Origin of the sequence: Leekyejoonella antrihumi, from assembly GCF_007845645.1 — a bacterium.
GTDB classification, from domain to species: Bacteria; Actinomycetota; Actinomycetes; order Actinomycetales; family Dermatophilaceae; genus Leekyejoonella; species Leekyejoonella antrihumi.
The window spans coordinates 1-12,880 of record NZ_VCQV01000027.1; the positions used below are offsets into that span (position 1 = coordinate 1).

The window sequence follows — 12,880 nt, forward strand, 5'->3', positions numbered from 1 at the left end:
ACCTGGAAGGTGCTCCTCGAACTGGATCAGATAGGGACTTCGCAATCACTATCTTCCCAGGTCAGGGGCACTTTTCAGCTCACGCCACGCACTCCGCGACCCTCACCCGATGAAATCCCCGGGTTAGAACCTGGGTCGAGGCAACTCGTCGGGATGGGCGACCCGACACACAACAGCAGAGATTCGGTTCGGGTAATGCCTGGTCGCTGGATTGCCACCCGCTAAAAGGCCGCACTGCTCAGCCAGACACAGATCGAGCCGAAGCCGTGGCCGGGGGTGCGCAGTGACTCGCGTGCCAGCCCGAACCCGCTGATGTCGACTTGGGGGGTTTCGTCGTGGGCGAGGTTGGTTAGCAGGCGTCCCACCAATGAGGAGTATTTGAAGCCGACGCCGCCACCGATAGCCATGAGCGCGCCGGGGGCTCCGGGGACGTGGTCGATGATCAGATCGCGGTCCACTGGCCCGGCGTAGAGGCAGGTGCGCCCTGAGATCATGGGGCCGTCTACCCCTGGCAGGCGCTGGGATAAGAAGGCTTTGCAGGTCTGTACGACGCCCAAATCGAGCTGGTGCGATCGGGTCTCCGGGGCCACTGTGTGTTTCATGATTTCTTGGGTGATCTTGACGCCGAAACCGGCGTAGTCCGGACCGCCATAGAGCATCGGCTCGTCGCTGCGGAAGGTGAATGTGGGCATCCGGTCCAGAGCGAAGTCGCTGAGTGTTCGTGCACCGAAGTAGGTCACCTGTTCTTCGGTGACGGTGATGGCGAGCGGGTATCCGAGCTGGTCCAAGAGCCGCTGGGTCCATGCGCCCGCGGTGAGGATGATTCTGGGAGACCGGAACTCGCCCGCTGGTGTGGTGATCACCCACCGTCCGGAGTCGTGTTCGATCTTGGTGACGGGTGTTTCAGCGAGTATCGTCGCCCCGCGGTCGCGGGCTATCTCGGCGTGCGCGCGGATCGCGTGTCGGGGGTCGACAAATCCGGCGTCGCCCTGGTAGATGCACTGCTCGTCGCCGTACATCCGAAACTGTGGCCAGCGGGCGTGGACCTGCGCCGGCGACGGCGACTCGAACGGGATCGAGTCTCGCTCGAGTGCTGCGGCCAGGTCAGTGATCATCTGTTGCCCGGCGGCGCTGCCGTCGCCGATTTCCAGGCCGCCAATCGTGAACAGAATCGGTGCGGTCTGCCAGGTGCTTTGCACCGATCGCCACGCGTCGTACGCGGCGGGTAGTAGCTGGCTGTAGCGGCGGTCGCGGTGGTAGGGGCGGATGTAGCGCGAACTGTCGCCGGAGGAGCCGCGGCGGTGTCCGAGCTCGTACTGCTCGAGGCCGAGCACCCGCGACCCGGGGCGTGCGCTAAGCCAGTAGCAGGCCGCGCTACCGAATGCGCCGCCACCGATGACGATGTGGTCGTATTCCCGATAGGCCGGTGATGTCATGCGACGGGGCTCCTTGCCAGCAGATGGCTTCACTGCTTTGTTGCCAGGTTGATGCCGGGCGCGGGCAGGAGCATCTGCGGTACGCCCCACTTGGTGTAGATCTTTTTCATGGTGTCGTTGCTGTAGAGCGTCTTGAGGGCGTTGAGCAGCGCGTTCTGGAGTGCCGGGTTCTGCTTGGATGCGACGAACCCCAGTGGCGATGAAGGAGTTTTGGCGTCGACGAAGACGAACTGGTTGCTCAGCTGTTTGGCTTGATAGGCAACTGTGGCAAGGTCCGCGGAGGTCGCGTCCGCGCGTCCAGACTGAACTGCGAGCACTGCCGTCGGGTGGTCGGGATAGAGAAGAATATTGAGCTTGGCCTTGCCTTCCCGCGTACATTTTGCCGCTTGCGCTTGGATTATCGGCTCCGGCTGGCTGCCCTTCACCACGGCTACCGAGCGTCCGCACAGGTCAGCCAGTCCGTGGATGCTGGCCACGGACTTCTTTGCCACCAGCAGCGCCGGGTGGCTTTGTTCGTAGTCGATGAAGGCGTCTTGCTTCTCGCGCACGGCGGTATCGCCGATACCGGTGGTGGCGACGTCGAAGCGCTTCGATTCAACGCCGGGTATCAGGCTGGAGAACGCCACATTCGCGTAGCTTGGTTTGAGGCCGAGTTTGGCGGCGATGGCGTTGGTGACATCGATCTCGAATCCGGTCGGAGTCTTCGTCCCCGGCTTGAGGAACGTGTACGGCGGGTAGATTGCCGCGATTCCCACCGTCAACGTGCCGGGCGTGACCAGTTGCAGGGCGGCGGCGTTGCCTGAACCGGTGGAGTGGCCGGAACTCGCGGAGCCGCCAGAGCTGCCCGAGCTCGCCGCCGAGGTGCCGCATCCGCCGAGGGCCAGCGCGCCAACACTGATCGCCGCTGCTGTCATCAACCCGGCGCGCCGGCGGCGCGCCATCGTGGTCACGGCGACGGGGGAAGAGGATCGTTTCATTACTACCTCGGTCGTTAGTAGGGGGTCGGGTGATTCAGCTGTGGGCGATGCGGGCGGTGTTAGCCGTCGAGGTGTGCATGGTGATGGTTGGCGGCTGGTGCAGCGTGTTGTGGATCTTGCATCGGGACGGGCTACGCGTGTACCGGTCCTGCTGTTGTGGGGGTAGGCCGGCGGGCAGTTCCAGGTGGACATCGATCGATCCGATGCGCTGGGGCTTGGCTGCGGCCTCGGCCACCAGCTCGACCGCGACGCCTTCGAGCTGGGTGCCCTGGAGGGCCTCGGCTTCCACGAGTGTGCCGAGCATGCACGCCCCCAGCGCACCCAGCAGCAGCTCGCCAGAGCTGAAGCCTCCCGGTTGCCCTCCCTGCGCGGTCGGCACATCAACAGTGAGCGTGGCCCCGTCGGTGTGGACCTCGAATCGTTGTCCCGCGATCTGGGTCACCTGCACCTTCATAGGCGCCCTCCCTCGCATCCCAACGCGGCGGGAGCCGAGCCCGCGTGCGCTGCGCTCGTTGCGCCGTCACGGTATTTGAACGATTCGTTGAAGCGGTCCAGCACGTGGTGGCCGGCCAGGACCGGCTCGTAGCGGGGCTGCTCGTCAGCGGGCAGGTTGGCGTTCCTCGGATCGATCACGGTGTCGAAGTTGGGGTCGAAGAACAGCGGGATCGAGTACCGCTCTTTTCCGGTGCGATTGACGACGCGGTGCTGTGTGGAGGTGAACCGGTCGTTCGACCAGCGGGCGAGCAGGTCTCCCACGTTGACCACGAACGTGCCGGGAATGGGCGGGGCGGCGACCCAGTCGCCTTCACGGTTGAGCACCTCGAGACCGCCGACGGAGTCCTGCCACAGCAGGGTCAGGAAACCGTAGTCGGTGTGTGGGCCGACGCCGAACTGCTCGGCACCCAGGTCGGCCGGCTGCGGTGGGTAGTGGATGATGCTGCCGCGAGCCAGCGGCTTGGTGAAGTAGTCGTGGAAGAAGTCGGCCGGAAGGTCGAGGCCGACGGCCAGCGCGGCCAGCACGCTGCGTGCACATTTAGCCATCTGTTCGAACAGGCCGTACACCGACGCGGAAAAGGTCGGCATGTCACTCGGCCACTGGTTGGGGCCAGTCAGCCGGCCACCGGCGCGAACGTCGGGATCGTCTTCGGGGACCTCCAGCCCGTAGACGAAGCTTTCCTTCAGATCGCTGCGGGTCGCCGACTCCATCTTCGCGCCGCCGACACCGATGTAGCCGCGATGGCGGGCATTGACGGCCACATCACTCTTACGTTCGGGTGGCAGTGCGAAGAACTCCCGGGCGGCGCGAAGTGTGGCGTCGATGGATTCCTGCGGGATTCCATGCCCGGTGATGTAGAAGAACCCGGCGTCCGCGCTTGCCTCACACATTGCTTGGGCGACCTGCTGGACCCCGTTGGTCCGAAGTGGGCCGATGTCGATCACCGGGATCGTCGTGAATGAGCTCTTGGTCGGCGCGTATGCCATTGCTTCTGCCTCTTTCGTTTCGCGGTTTTGCCGAGTAGTTGGCGCAGCTCGCCCCGGGTTGGGTCAGCGCGCGGGGGTGGTCACATCGCTGGAGTAGTAGCCGATGGCGTCGCCGTCGGTGGTCACGCCGAGCCCGTTGAGCAGCCGGTTGGAGTAGTTGAAGTAGGCGCAGACCTGGTTGACTTCCAGAATGTCGCCGTCGCTTGCTCCAGCGTTGCGGCACGCCGTGACGTCGTCGACGGTCATCGTGCCGGGATGCCTGGTCAGTTTGCCGGTGTAGCGCAGCAGCGCGAGTTCCTTGCCGGCGAAGGCATCCTCGGGGTCCCTGTGTAGTGCCGCCAGGACGGCGTCGGCGCGGCGTGTCTCGCCGATCAGGTCGGCGGCGTTGGACCAGTGGTGGGCCAGACTGTACGGGCAGTCATTCAGGATGCTGGTGTAGCTGGCGACGCATTCGAGGAACCATTCCGGCAGCTGGTTCGCCTCGTGGTGCAGCACCGACCGGTACAGGGCGAGATGGCCCGCCATGGTGTGCGGGCGCAGGCTGTGCACGCGCATGACGTTGTCGACCGTGCCGTGCGGTGTGCGCACCCTGTCGAGCATCTCGCGCAGCTCACCGGTGGCCTCCTCGTCGGAGATCATCTTGATCCATGGGCTCATGGCGCAGCCAGTCTCTCGTTGCTGGGTTGGTCTAGTCGAGGGTCAGCGGTTGCGCCGGTCGGGCGAAGATCCGTTGCACCATCGGCCGGAAGAATTCCAGCGGCGCGTTCTCGTAGCGGGGATTGATGGCGCCCTGGTCGTATCGATACACGAACTCTTTGGTCCACTCGTAGTGTTCGTGGCCCCGCCAACGGTCGCTGGCCTGGCGGTCGACGGCCCCGTCGGAGTGGCTTCCCCCGTGGGTGTCCAGGAAACTCTGGTGGTGGCGCAGCATCCAGTAGTTCCGCTCGGAGACATAGCCACCCATCAGTTCGGCCGCGAACACGCCATGCCGCTCCGGACAGACCACGAACCCGACATCGTGGAGCAGCGCGACGACCACATCTTCCTCGTCCAGCCCGTCCAGGTAGGTCATCGTGGCCGCCTGCAGGCAGTGCTGGTAGTTGTTGATCTGGTACCCGAACGAGGGCTCGCTCTCGGACGCCGCGAGCATCGTCAGCACCGATTCCACCTGGACGTCCCGATTGAACTCGACCCGCTGGCTCGCCAGCCGATCCCAGTCCGCTTGGTCGAAGTCCACCATCGCCGGCTTGGCGACCACCTCAAAGGTGTCACGCGCCTGACGCGCCAGCGGCGTGGGATTCCGCGGCAACTCGACCGCCCGCCTCGACCGCTCCTTCTCACGATCCGACATCTGTCCACCTTCCGATCAACTCGACCAATCTCTGCGTGCAGTGTATCCACCACATTCAAAGGGGGTCAAGAGGTTCCGCAGGATTGTCTGCAACGAATGTACTGGATACAGTGAACATGTTGAATGTATTGGATGCGTTGTGGTTTCCCTGTTCTTTGGTGGGTCGATGTGGATGCGCGATCTCTGCGGATGGATCGCCTGACGTCTCGAGCCGGTCGAAAGGCCCGGAGGCGGACCGGGAACCTGGGCGATGATCTGCAGCGCAGGACGATGGTCACGCTGATGGCCAGTGCAGGGCTCGGCGGGGTCGGTGTCTCACTGGCCGTGACTGTCCTGCCGCTGCTCGGGGAACGGATCACCGGATCGGCCAACGCCGCGGGGTTGCCGCAGACCGGACAAGTGCTGGGAACGGCGTTCGCGTCGTTTGGGCTAGCCCTGCTCATGTTCCGCAGTGGCCGGCGGCCGGGTCTGGCTCTCGGCTACGGCGTTGGCAGCTGCTGAGCCGTGCTCGGTGTTGCGACTGGCTGTCTGCAGGGCGGCTTCGGCCTGCTGCTCCTGGGCGCGGCGTTGATGGGGTTTGCAGCGGCCTCGACGGCTCAGTCCAGGTATGCGGCTACTGACCTCGCGCGGCCCCAGGCCCGGGCCGCCGCGCTGTCCGCGACCGTGTGGGCGGGCGCGGTCGGCGCAGTTGCCGGGCCGAACCTGGTCGGTCCGGCAGGCGGGTTCGCCCGCGGCATCGCCCTGCCGAGCCTGACCGGCTCGCTCGTGCTCAGTGCCGCAACCATGGCCGGGGCGGCCGCGATAGTCCAGACCGGGTTGCGGCCCGATCCGTTGGTGGCCACGAAGCTCGTGGCCCACCGGCTCCACGCTGCGCTGCGCCGCGGTCGCTGGTGCGAGGTCGTAGCCGTGCTGCGAGGTTTCACCGGCGTCCGGACCGGTGTCCTCGCGCTCTGTCTCGGGCACGCCGTGATGATCGGCGTCATGGTGATGGCTCCGATCCTGCTGCGCCAAGATGGTGCCACCTTGAACGTCATCAGTGGCCACGTGGCGGCATGTACCTGCTCGCGCCGGTGGTTGGTTGGATGTGCGATCGGGTGGGCCGCCGGGCACTGCTTGCGGCAAGCTGCCCGGTGCTGCTGGTGGCCCTCGGGCTGGCCGGTGGCGCGGCACCGGGGGCATCCACCCGTCTTGCGGTCGGCCTGGTCCTACTCGGCCTCGGATGGTCGATGTGCACCATCGCGGCATCGACCTTGCTGACGGAGTCAGCGCCCCCGGCGCACGAGTCGCGGTCCAGGGTGTCGCCGATCTCGCGATGGGACTCGCCGCCGCCGGCTCGGGCGCCCTGTCCGGAGTGATCGTCGGACAAGCCGGCTACGGTGCCCTCGCCGCGGCCGCCGCCGTGCCCTCGTGCGGGATCTCCCTGGTCGCGGTCCTCGGCAAGGCGGCCCCGCCGGGCCAGACATAGTGACTAGCCGGACGCGACCGCGGGCTCTGGTTTCCGGAGGAATTGGGTATTGCACTCCAGGAACCCGTTGGATACATTGTGTGCAGTAGGTCACAGTGTTGCACCGTTGCGATCAATATGGTGCGGCACGCGGCCCTCCTTCCGGGAAGGTACGTATGACAATTCTCGCCCAGACTCCGGCCGTCGAAGAGCCGCTGCCGGTCGCCCGAAAAGCTCATCCGGGGCGCTGGCTCGCGGCGGTGGTACTCGCCCTCGCGGTCGCGCTGCTGGCCCGTTCCCTGGTGACGAACCCCAACATGCAGTGGGGGGTGGTCGCCCACTACACGTTCAACTCCATCATCCTTCAGGGCCTGCTGGTCACCATCGAGCTGTCGGTGATCTGCCAGGCCTTCGCGATGATCATCGGTGTGCTAGTCGCAGCGCTGGTCCAGTCGGCCAACCCGATCCTGCGCGGGATCAGCGCCGTCTACGTCTGGTTCTTTCGAGCAACCCCGCTGCTGGTTCAGCTCATCTTCTGGTACAACCTGGCCCTCCTGTTTCCCCACCTCTCACTGGGCATCCCCTTCACCGGCATGAGTGAGTCGTGGCCGATGAACGCGCTGATCAGCGGGTACACCGCCGCGGTCTTGGGACTGAGTCTGAATGACGGCGCCTACATGGCCGAGATCGTGCGCGGCGGGTTGCTGGCGGTACCGCCCGGACAGGTGGAGGCCGCCCAGAGCATCGGGATGCGGCGCCTGAAGATACTGACCCGGGTGACACTCCCCCAGGCCGTCAAGACGATGATCCCCCCGACGGGCAACCAGTTCATCAACCTGGTCAAGTCCACCTCACTGGTATCGGTCATCGGCGGAGGCGAACTGCTGACGAACGCTCAGAACATCTACTCGCAAAACTTCAAGGTCATCCCGCTACTCATGGTCGCCGCGATCTGGTACCTCGTCCTGATGGCCATCCTCAGCACCGCCCAGTACTACCTCGAACGGTGGGTCGCGAAAGATCAGCCAGCCGCCCACCGCCCATCCCTACGCACACGGCTCGCCACCATGATCCGACAGAAGGAGCGCGCATGAACACCGCCGAGCATCCAGCCGCCAGCGCGCAGACCGCGCAGACTCCAGCACCGCCCGATCGCCTCGAGCCGATGGTCCGGATCCGGGGCGTGCACAAGCGGTTCGACAAGGTCGAGGTGCTGCGCGGCGTCGACCTGGACGTCCAACCCAACACGACAACCTGCCTGCTCGGGCCGTCCGGGTCGGGAAAGACCACGCTGCTTCGCTGCATCAACCATCTCGAGCGAGTCGATGCCGGCCAGATCTTCGTCGACGGGCACCAAGTCGGCTACACCGCCCGCGGCGGCAAGCTGCACGAGCAGTCGGACAAGGAAATCGCGGCGGCGCGGCGGCGGACGGGCATGGTCTTCCAGCAGTTCAACCTCTTCCCGCACCGAACCGCGCTGGAAAATGTCATGGAGGGCCCCGTCAGAGTGCTCCGCCAGGACAAGCACGAGGCGCGGACGCGGGCAACCCAGCTACTCGAACAAGTAGGACTGGGCGAACGGATGCACCACTATCCGACGAACCTGTCCGGTGGACAACAACAGCGCGTGGGCATCGCACGCGCGCTGGCCATGGACCCGAAGGTGCTGCTGTTCGATGAACCCACCAGTGCGCTGGACCCAGAGCTGGTCGGCGAAGTCCTCGACGTCATCAGATGCCTGGACGGGCGAACCATGATCATCGTCACTCACGAGATCGGTTTCGCCCGTGAGTGCGCGGACACCATCGTGTTCATGGACGGCGGATCGGTGCTCGAGCAGGGCTCGCCGCAGGACGTTCTGAACAACCCCAAGTCGCCGCGCACGGAGAACTTCCTTCGCCGGGTTCTGTGACGCCAACGACCACCGCGTCGCTTATCACCGTCAACCGGTGATGCTCCCGCTGGATGCTCGCGCGGGCTGAGAGGTGATGGCCGCGGCGGCATACGTGTAGGAGCCATCGATGTGCTCGCCCAGGAGCCTGACCAGGCTGGCGCCATCATGCTGCTCAGCGGCGTCGATAAGCCTCGCATGCTCGGCGAACGACCTCCTCGTCCGCTCGGCACTGTCGATGTACCGGTTCGCGATGGTGCGCGCCGCGGGCAGCCGCCACAACTGATCCAGAAGACGAACCAGTAGCTGATTGTTGGCCGGCTGGATGAGCGCCAGATGGAAGTCACAATTCATCGCGAAATAGTCAGCGTGAGCCGGGTCCGCCGACGCCTCCTCCCGATACAGACTGCGCAGCAGGTGGATGTCGCGAGGCGAGTAGTTCGGGGCAGCTTCTTGCACCCCAAGACATTCCAACGCCCGACGCACGTGATGCACCTCCCGCACACCATCCGGCGTGACGTCCGGGACGACATAACCACCCCGCCCCGGCGTCCACATCACGGTGCCATCATTCGCAAGACGTGTCAGCGCGTCCCGCACGGGCGTACGCGAGACACTCAACTGTTCGGCGATCTGCTCCTGAGTGAGTCGCGTAAACGGCGCATACCCCCCGGTCTGTACAGCGTCGCGAAGCCGCCGATACACAAGTTCGGACGTCGGCTGCGATGCGAGCTCCTCGGGAAGCAGAGGGGCAAGGACAACTTCCTCAAACTCATCCGCTTCCATCATGACCTCCAGCGCAGCAAAATAGCGAATCCTACGTATGCAGTGTACACACCATTACGGAGCCTTCCCATGACCGACTAGCAAAACTGTCTGGCGGGGATAGCCTCAGCTGCGAAACGGTCTCGACTTCGGTCTAGGAGTTTCCCTACCCGGGTCGGTCTCGCTGACTATCGACGGATCCTCCTTAGTGCACGCGAACCACTGACCGGTGCGCCGCACGATGGTCCGGCGCACCTCCGCCCTCCGTGGTCCTCCCCGGCCGATGGGGCCACTGGGCGATGCCACGGCTGCGAGGGCAGAGGGGCTGCGGCGGGCCTACAGTCGATGCGTGGGTTCGCCCGCTCCATTCGCCGCGTCGTGCATACCGCTGATCGGCGGGTGGGGCAAGAAGCCCGCACCGCCGTGTCTGCATCGCTGCACCCACCCGAGGGGAGTGGGCAGTACGCCTGGACCCAGCCCTGGTTGCGGCATCGAAACGCTGGTCACGGCTGCTGGTGGCAGCACCCTTTGGTCATGCGACGAATCCGGCTAGGGCACGGACCACGCGGTCTACGTCGGCCTCGGTCGTCCGCCAGTTGCTGAAGGCGGCCCGTAGTGCGGGCGTCCCCGCGTAGACGGTGGGGCTCAAGAATGCTTCACCCGAGACGATCAGCTCGTTGACTAGCTCACCGACCCGCTCGGGATGGTCGGTCAGGGTGAAGCAGACCACGTTGAGCCGGACCCGGGCGAGCAGCCGGTAGCCGGGCAGCTGGGCGATCCTGGAGCCGAACCGTTCGGCGAGATCCAGGTCTCGTCGCACAATGTCCGCATGTCCCTCGTACCCGTATGCGGCAAGGGTGAACCAGGCAGGCAGAGCACGCAGTCGCCGGGAGTTCTCGGGGGTCAGATCCGCGAAGTCCACGTCCTCGCGGCGCGGTTGAAGGTATTCGGCAGCGTTTTGGAACACCCTGACCTGCAGGTCGACTCGCCGAGTGAACTGGACGGCGCTGTCATACGGCACGTCAACCACTTGTGCAGATCGACACAGATCGAGTCCGCCTGACCCATCGCGTCAGTCAGGTGCGCGTGCGCCGGTGACAAGGCGGCGAATCCTCCAAGGCCGCGTCGACGTGGAGCCAGAACGGGAACCGGTCCCGCAGGGCCACGATGCCACCAAGGTCGTCGAAGTCTCCGGTGTTGACGGTGCCCGCGTTGGCCACCACGATCGCCGGGCGGCCCTCAAGCGCGTGCAGCAGGTCCGCGAGTGCGGCAACGTCGACCGCTTCTCGGGACGCAAGGGTCGGAACGAGTCGCAATGCTCGGCGGCCTATGCCGAGCATGGACAGCGCCTTGCTCACGCTGGAGTGCGGGCACCCCGACAGGACGTGGATCGGGCCTATTGCCGACAGCCCGGAGTCGGCGACAGAGACCCCGTGCTGTTCGCCGAGTCACTCTCGGGCAATTGCCAGACCCACGTCGTTCGACATCGTGGCGCCGGAGACGAATGCGCCGGACTGACTGGCCGGCAGCGACAGGAGTTGACGAATCCAGTCAAGGGTCTCGCGTTCGAAGGCTGCTGCACCGGATCCGATTTCGGACATGGCGTTCTGGTCGAACACTGAGGTCAACCAGTCACCGGCGATGGCTGCCGGTGTAGCCCCGCCGACGACGAATCCGAGATAGCGCGGCCCCGGGCTCGTCGAGAAGGTGTGCTTCCAACGGTTCTGGAACTGCCGCAGGGCACCCTCTAGCCCGGCGCCATCCGCGGTCAGCACAGATCGTGCGGAGCCTGGTCGCTTGGTGGCTACTGCCTGCTCGCCCAGCTCGGCTAGGCTCCGCACGGCCAGGTCCCGTACCTCCTGCAGCAGCAGCGGGGTCCTCGTCGCATCTGCCTCGAGCCTCGAATACATGCGATCACTGTATGGCGACGGCTCGCGGCCTGGAGGTGAGCGTGGCTAGTCGCGCCCTAGCCGTCGACGCCCACGGGCCGTAGGCGCGGCCAGGTTGACCAGCCCGGCAGGACTGGCCAGCGCTGAGTGCCAAGTGCGGGCCTGACAATCACCAAGGGTGACGCCAGGCCCACCGGGATTTGCTGGCCACCCCTGAGCGAAGCGGGCTACCGCCTGCGGGAACTTGATGTCGCTCGTCTCCAGGGTCGCCGGGGAGTTGCTGATAGTGCCGGTGACCCGTCATGTGCGGGGTGGCTAACAGGCGAAAGCGGGCCGCGGTAGAACGGGTCGCGGGGGTCTTTGCTCGCGAAACACGGTCCAGCGACCGGCGCGCCGGCAGGCGCATGATCGAGGTGAGGTCTTCGTGGAGTCCTGGAATCTCGGGTGCTGGCTTGCCGGTCGCTGCTACTGGTGAGCTCTCCTCGTCGAGAGGTCGCCGGTTCGTCGGAGGGACGTTCTGGTCCTCAGCCCTGTGCTTCTGCGAGCACCGCGTCGGGGTAGGCGTAGAGCGCTGGCGAGCCGCCGGTGTGGATGAACAGCACGTTGGAGTCGGCCGGGAAGTATCCCTGCTGGGCCAGTCCGATCAGTCCTGCGGCGGTCTTACCGGTGTAGACCGGATCGAGCAGGATCCCCTCGAGTCGGGCGAAGGTCTGGATGGCCGCGGTCATCTCGGTGGTCGGCAGAGAGTACCCGGGCCCGACGTAGTCATCGATGACTGTGAACGCCCCGGTGGGGACCTCGCGCTCGGCTCCGGCGAGCCGAGAGGTCGCGTTGGCGAGCTCGTGCAGCTTGGCCTCCTGGGGGGCTTTCTTCGCGCGCACGCTGATGCCGGTCACGGGGATACCGCTCTGGTTGCCGTAGAAGCCTGCAACGAGCCCTGCGTGCGTGCCACCCGAGCCGCTGGCACAGACCACGTGGTCGACTCGCAGAGACATCTCGAACGACTGCGCCAGAATCTCCTGCGCGCACGACACGTAACCCAGCGCACCGAGCGGATTCGAGGCACCGCCGGGCACAATGTACGGTTTGCCACCGTCGGAGGTGACCTGGTTGGCCATCTTCTGCATCCCGGCCATCAGGTCGGTGCCGCCAGGAACAACCTGGAGCTGCTCAACACCGAGCAGCCGGAAGAGAAGGTTGTTCCCGCTGGCCTCCCGGTCGTACGAATCTTCTACCCGCTCCTCGATCAACAGGCGGCACTTCAAGCCCTCCCGCACCGCGGCGGACAGGGTCAGGCGGCAGTGGTTGGACTGCACCGCCCCGGTCGTGATGATCGTGTCGGCGCCCTGGGCCAGCGCGTCAGCCATCACGAACTCCAGCTTGCGGGTCTTATTACCCCCGGCGCTGAGGCCGAGCAGGTCGTCGCGCTTGATGTAGATGTTTGGGCCGGCCAGGTGCTCGGTCAGGTGCGGCAGGAACTCGATGGGAGTCGAGCCGGCGGTGTAGCGGCGGCGGGGAATTCGCGCCAAGTGCATGGTTCCTTCTTTCGATGGTAAGGACTAAGGGCCTGCGAAATGGTGCCGTGGGGAGCACCGGGGACTCGGTCTGAGGAGGTCGTCTCACGTGAGATGCGTGGTCGGTGCCC

The 12,880-nt window shown here is 65.5% G+C and carries 16 protein-coding genes and 1 pseudogene; 5 read left to right on the plus strand and 12 right to left on the minus strand.

Annotated elements, in window-relative coordinates:
• Positions 1 to 221 precede the first annotated feature (221 nt).
• The 6 genes from FGL98_RS17095 to FGL98_RS17120 all read right to left on the minus strand — a co-directional run bounded on the left by FGL98_RS17095 (position 222) and on the right by FGL98_RS17120 (position 5,246).
• A complete protein-coding gene (locus FGL98_RS17095; RefSeq protein ID WP_146318686.1) occupies positions 222 to 1,436 on the minus strand; it encodes an FAD-dependent oxidoreductase in 1,215 nt (404 codons plus the stop codon).
• Positions 1,437 to 1,465: 29 nt separating this feature from the next.
• Entirely contained in the window at positions 1,466 to 2,377 is a 912-nt protein-coding gene (locus FGL98_RS17100) for an ABC transporter substrate-binding protein (RefSeq protein ID WP_246136611.1), read from the minus strand.
• Positions 2,378 to 2,447: 70 nt separating this feature from the next.
• On the minus strand, positions 2,448 to 2,867 hold the full coding sequence (locus tag FGL98_RS17105; RefSeq protein ID WP_186526225.1) for an OsmC family protein: 420 nt from the start codon (positions 2,865 to 2,867) through the stop codon (positions 2,448 to 2,450).
• Positions 2,864 to 3,895, minus strand: coding sequence for an isopenicillin N synthase family dioxygenase (locus tag FGL98_RS17110; protein WP_146318692.1), 1,032 nt, complete (start codon positions 3,893 to 3,895; stop codon positions 2,864 to 2,866). Before FGL98_RS17110 ends, FGL98_RS17105 begins: the two co-directional genes overlap by 4 nt.
• A 63-nt stretch (positions 3,896 to 3,958) precedes the next feature.
• A complete protein-coding gene (locus FGL98_RS17115) occupies positions 3,959 to 4,552 on the minus strand; it encodes a carboxymuconolactone decarboxylase family protein (RefSeq protein ID WP_146318694.1) in 594 nt (197 codons plus the stop codon).
• A 31-nt stretch (positions 4,553 to 4,583) separates the two neighbouring features.
• Positions 4,584 to 5,246 carry a phosphohydrolase gene (locus tag FGL98_RS17120; RefSeq protein ID WP_146318696.1) on the minus strand — a complete coding sequence of 221 codons (663 nt, stop codon included), beginning with the start codon at positions 5,244 to 5,246 and terminating at the stop codon, positions 4,584 to 4,586.
• 282 nt (positions 5,247 to 5,528) lie between these two features.
• On the opposite strand from FGL98_RS17120, the gene FGL98_RS25520 reads away from it, so the two are divergent.
• Positions 5,529 to 5,747, plus strand: a complete 219-nt coding sequence (locus FGL98_RS25520; RefSeq protein WP_186526233.1) for a hypothetical protein — start codon at positions 5,529 to 5,531, stop codon at positions 5,745 to 5,747.
• Here FGL98_RS25520 and FGL98_RS27165 read toward each other — a convergent pair.
• Complete coding sequence (locus FGL98_RS27165; protein WP_146318698.1) at positions 5,676 to 6,209, minus strand: hypothetical protein; 534 nt, start codon at positions 6,207 to 6,209, stop codon at positions 5,676 to 5,678. The genes FGL98_RS25520 and FGL98_RS27165 overlap by 72 nt on opposite strands.
• Positions 6,210 to 6,328: 119 nt before the next feature.
• Between FGL98_RS27165 and FGL98_RS27170 the strand changes: the two are divergent.
• The 4 genes and pseudogenes from FGL98_RS27170 to FGL98_RS17140 form a co-directional block, all read left to right on the plus strand.
• A pseudogene (locus FGL98_RS27170) lies at positions 6,329 to 6,466 on the plus strand (hypothetical protein); the annotation flags it as partial.
• The gene (locus FGL98_RS26390) at positions 6,466 to 6,711 is read left to right on the plus strand and encodes a hypothetical protein (protein ID WP_246136609.1); all 246 of its coding nucleotides are present in this window, start codon (positions 6,466 to 6,468) and stop codon (positions 6,709 to 6,711) included. The pseudogene FGL98_RS27170 and the gene FGL98_RS26390, both read left to right, overlap by 1 nt.
• Positions 6,712 to 6,866: 155 nt before the next feature.
• Complete coding sequence (locus FGL98_RS17135) at positions 6,867 to 7,784, plus strand: amino acid ABC transporter permease (protein WP_146318702.1); 918 nt, start codon at positions 6,867 to 6,869, stop codon at positions 7,782 to 7,784.
• Positions 7,785 to 7,855: 71 nt separating this feature from the next.
• Complete coding sequence (locus tag FGL98_RS17140; protein WP_146318800.1) at positions 7,856 to 8,602, plus strand: amino acid ABC transporter ATP-binding protein; 747 nt, start codon at positions 7,856 to 7,858, stop codon at positions 8,600 to 8,602.
• Positions 8,603 to 8,632: 30 nt separating this feature from the next.
• On the opposite strand, the gene FGL98_RS17145 is transcribed toward FGL98_RS17140, so the two are convergent.
• From FGL98_RS17145 to cuyA, 5 genes are all read right to left on the minus strand, one after another.
• Positions 8,633 to 9,367, minus strand: a complete 735-nt coding sequence (locus FGL98_RS17145; RefSeq protein ID WP_186526226.1) for a GntR family transcriptional regulator — start codon at positions 9,365 to 9,367, stop codon at positions 8,633 to 8,635.
• 511 nt (positions 9,368 to 9,878) lie between these two features.
• Positions 9,879 to 10,367 carry a pyridoxal-dependent decarboxylase gene (locus FGL98_RS26770; protein WP_222432230.1) on the minus strand — a complete coding sequence of 163 codons (489 nt, stop codon included), beginning with the start codon at positions 10,365 to 10,367 and terminating at the stop codon, positions 9,879 to 9,881.
• 55 nt (positions 10,368 to 10,422) lie between these two features.
• A complete protein-coding gene (locus tag FGL98_RS26775) occupies positions 10,423 to 10,755 on the minus strand; it encodes a pyridoxal-dependent decarboxylase (protein ID WP_342779986.1) in 333 nt (110 codons plus the stop codon).
• 39 nt (positions 10,756 to 10,794) lie between these two features.
• Complete coding sequence (locus FGL98_RS25870) at positions 10,795 to 11,256, minus strand: hypothetical protein (RefSeq protein WP_222432232.1); 462 nt, start codon at positions 11,254 to 11,256, stop codon at positions 10,795 to 10,797.
• Positions 11,257 to 11,759: 503 nt separating this feature from the next.
• Positions 11,760 to 12,770 (minus strand): D-cysteate sulfo-lyase, encoded by a 1,011-nt coding sequence (gene cuyA / locus FGL98_RS17155; RefSeq protein WP_146318706.1) that lies wholly within the window; start codon positions 12,768 to 12,770, stop codon positions 11,760 to 11,762.
• Positions 12,771 to 12,880 lie beyond the last annotated feature (110 nt).

Bases quoted from the DNA above. Each gene is read 5' to 3' on its own strand.
- FGL98_RS17095 (WP_146318686.1), bottom strand. From the start codon at position 1,436: ATGACATCACCGGCCTATCGGGAATACGACCACATCGTCATCGGTGGC.
- FGL98_RS17100 (WP_246136611.1), bottom strand. From the start codon at position 2,377: ATGGCGCGCCGCCGGCGCGCCGGGTTGATGACAGCAGCGGCGATCAGT.
- FGL98_RS17105 (WP_186526225.1), bottom strand. From the start codon at position 2,867: ATGAAGGTGCAGGTGACCCAGATCGCGGGACAACGATTCGAGGTCCAC.
- FGL98_RS17110 (WP_146318692.1), bottom strand. From the start codon at position 3,895: ATGGCATACGCGCCGACCAAGAGCTCATTCACGACGATCCCGGTGATC.
- FGL98_RS17115 (WP_146318694.1), bottom strand. From the start codon at position 4,552: ATGAGCCCATGGATCAAGATGATCTCCGACGAGGAGGCCACCGGTGAG.
- FGL98_RS17120 (WP_146318696.1), bottom strand. From the start codon at position 5,246: ATGTCGGATCGTGAGAAGGAGCGGTCGAGGCGGGCGGTCGAGTTGCCG.
- FGL98_RS25520 (WP_186526233.1), top strand. From the start codon at position 5,529: ATGGCCAGTGCAGGGCTCGGCGGGGTCGGTGTCTCACTGGCCGTGACT.
- FGL98_RS26390 (WP_246136609.1), top strand. From the start codon at position 6,466: ATGGTCGATGTGCACCATCGCGGCATCGACCTTGCTGACGGAGTCAGC.
- FGL98_RS17135 (WP_146318702.1), top strand. From the start codon at position 6,867: ATGACAATTCTCGCCCAGACTCCGGCCGTCGAAGAGCCGCTGCCGGTC.
- FGL98_RS17140 (WP_146318800.1), top strand. From the start codon at position 7,856: ATGGTCCGGATCCGGGGCGTGCACAAGCGGTTCGACAAGGTCGAGGTG.
- FGL98_RS17145 (WP_186526226.1), bottom strand. From the start codon at position 9,367: ATGGAAGCGGATGAGTTTGAGGAAGTTGTCCTTGCCCCTCTGCTTCCC.
- FGL98_RS25870 (WP_222432232.1), bottom strand. From the start codon at position 11,256: ATGTATTCGAGGCTCGAGGCAGATGCGACGAGGACCCCGCTGCTGCTG.
- cuyA (WP_146318706.1), bottom strand. From the start codon at position 12,770: ATGCACTTGGCGCGAATTCCCCGCCGCCGCTACACCGCCGGCTCGACT.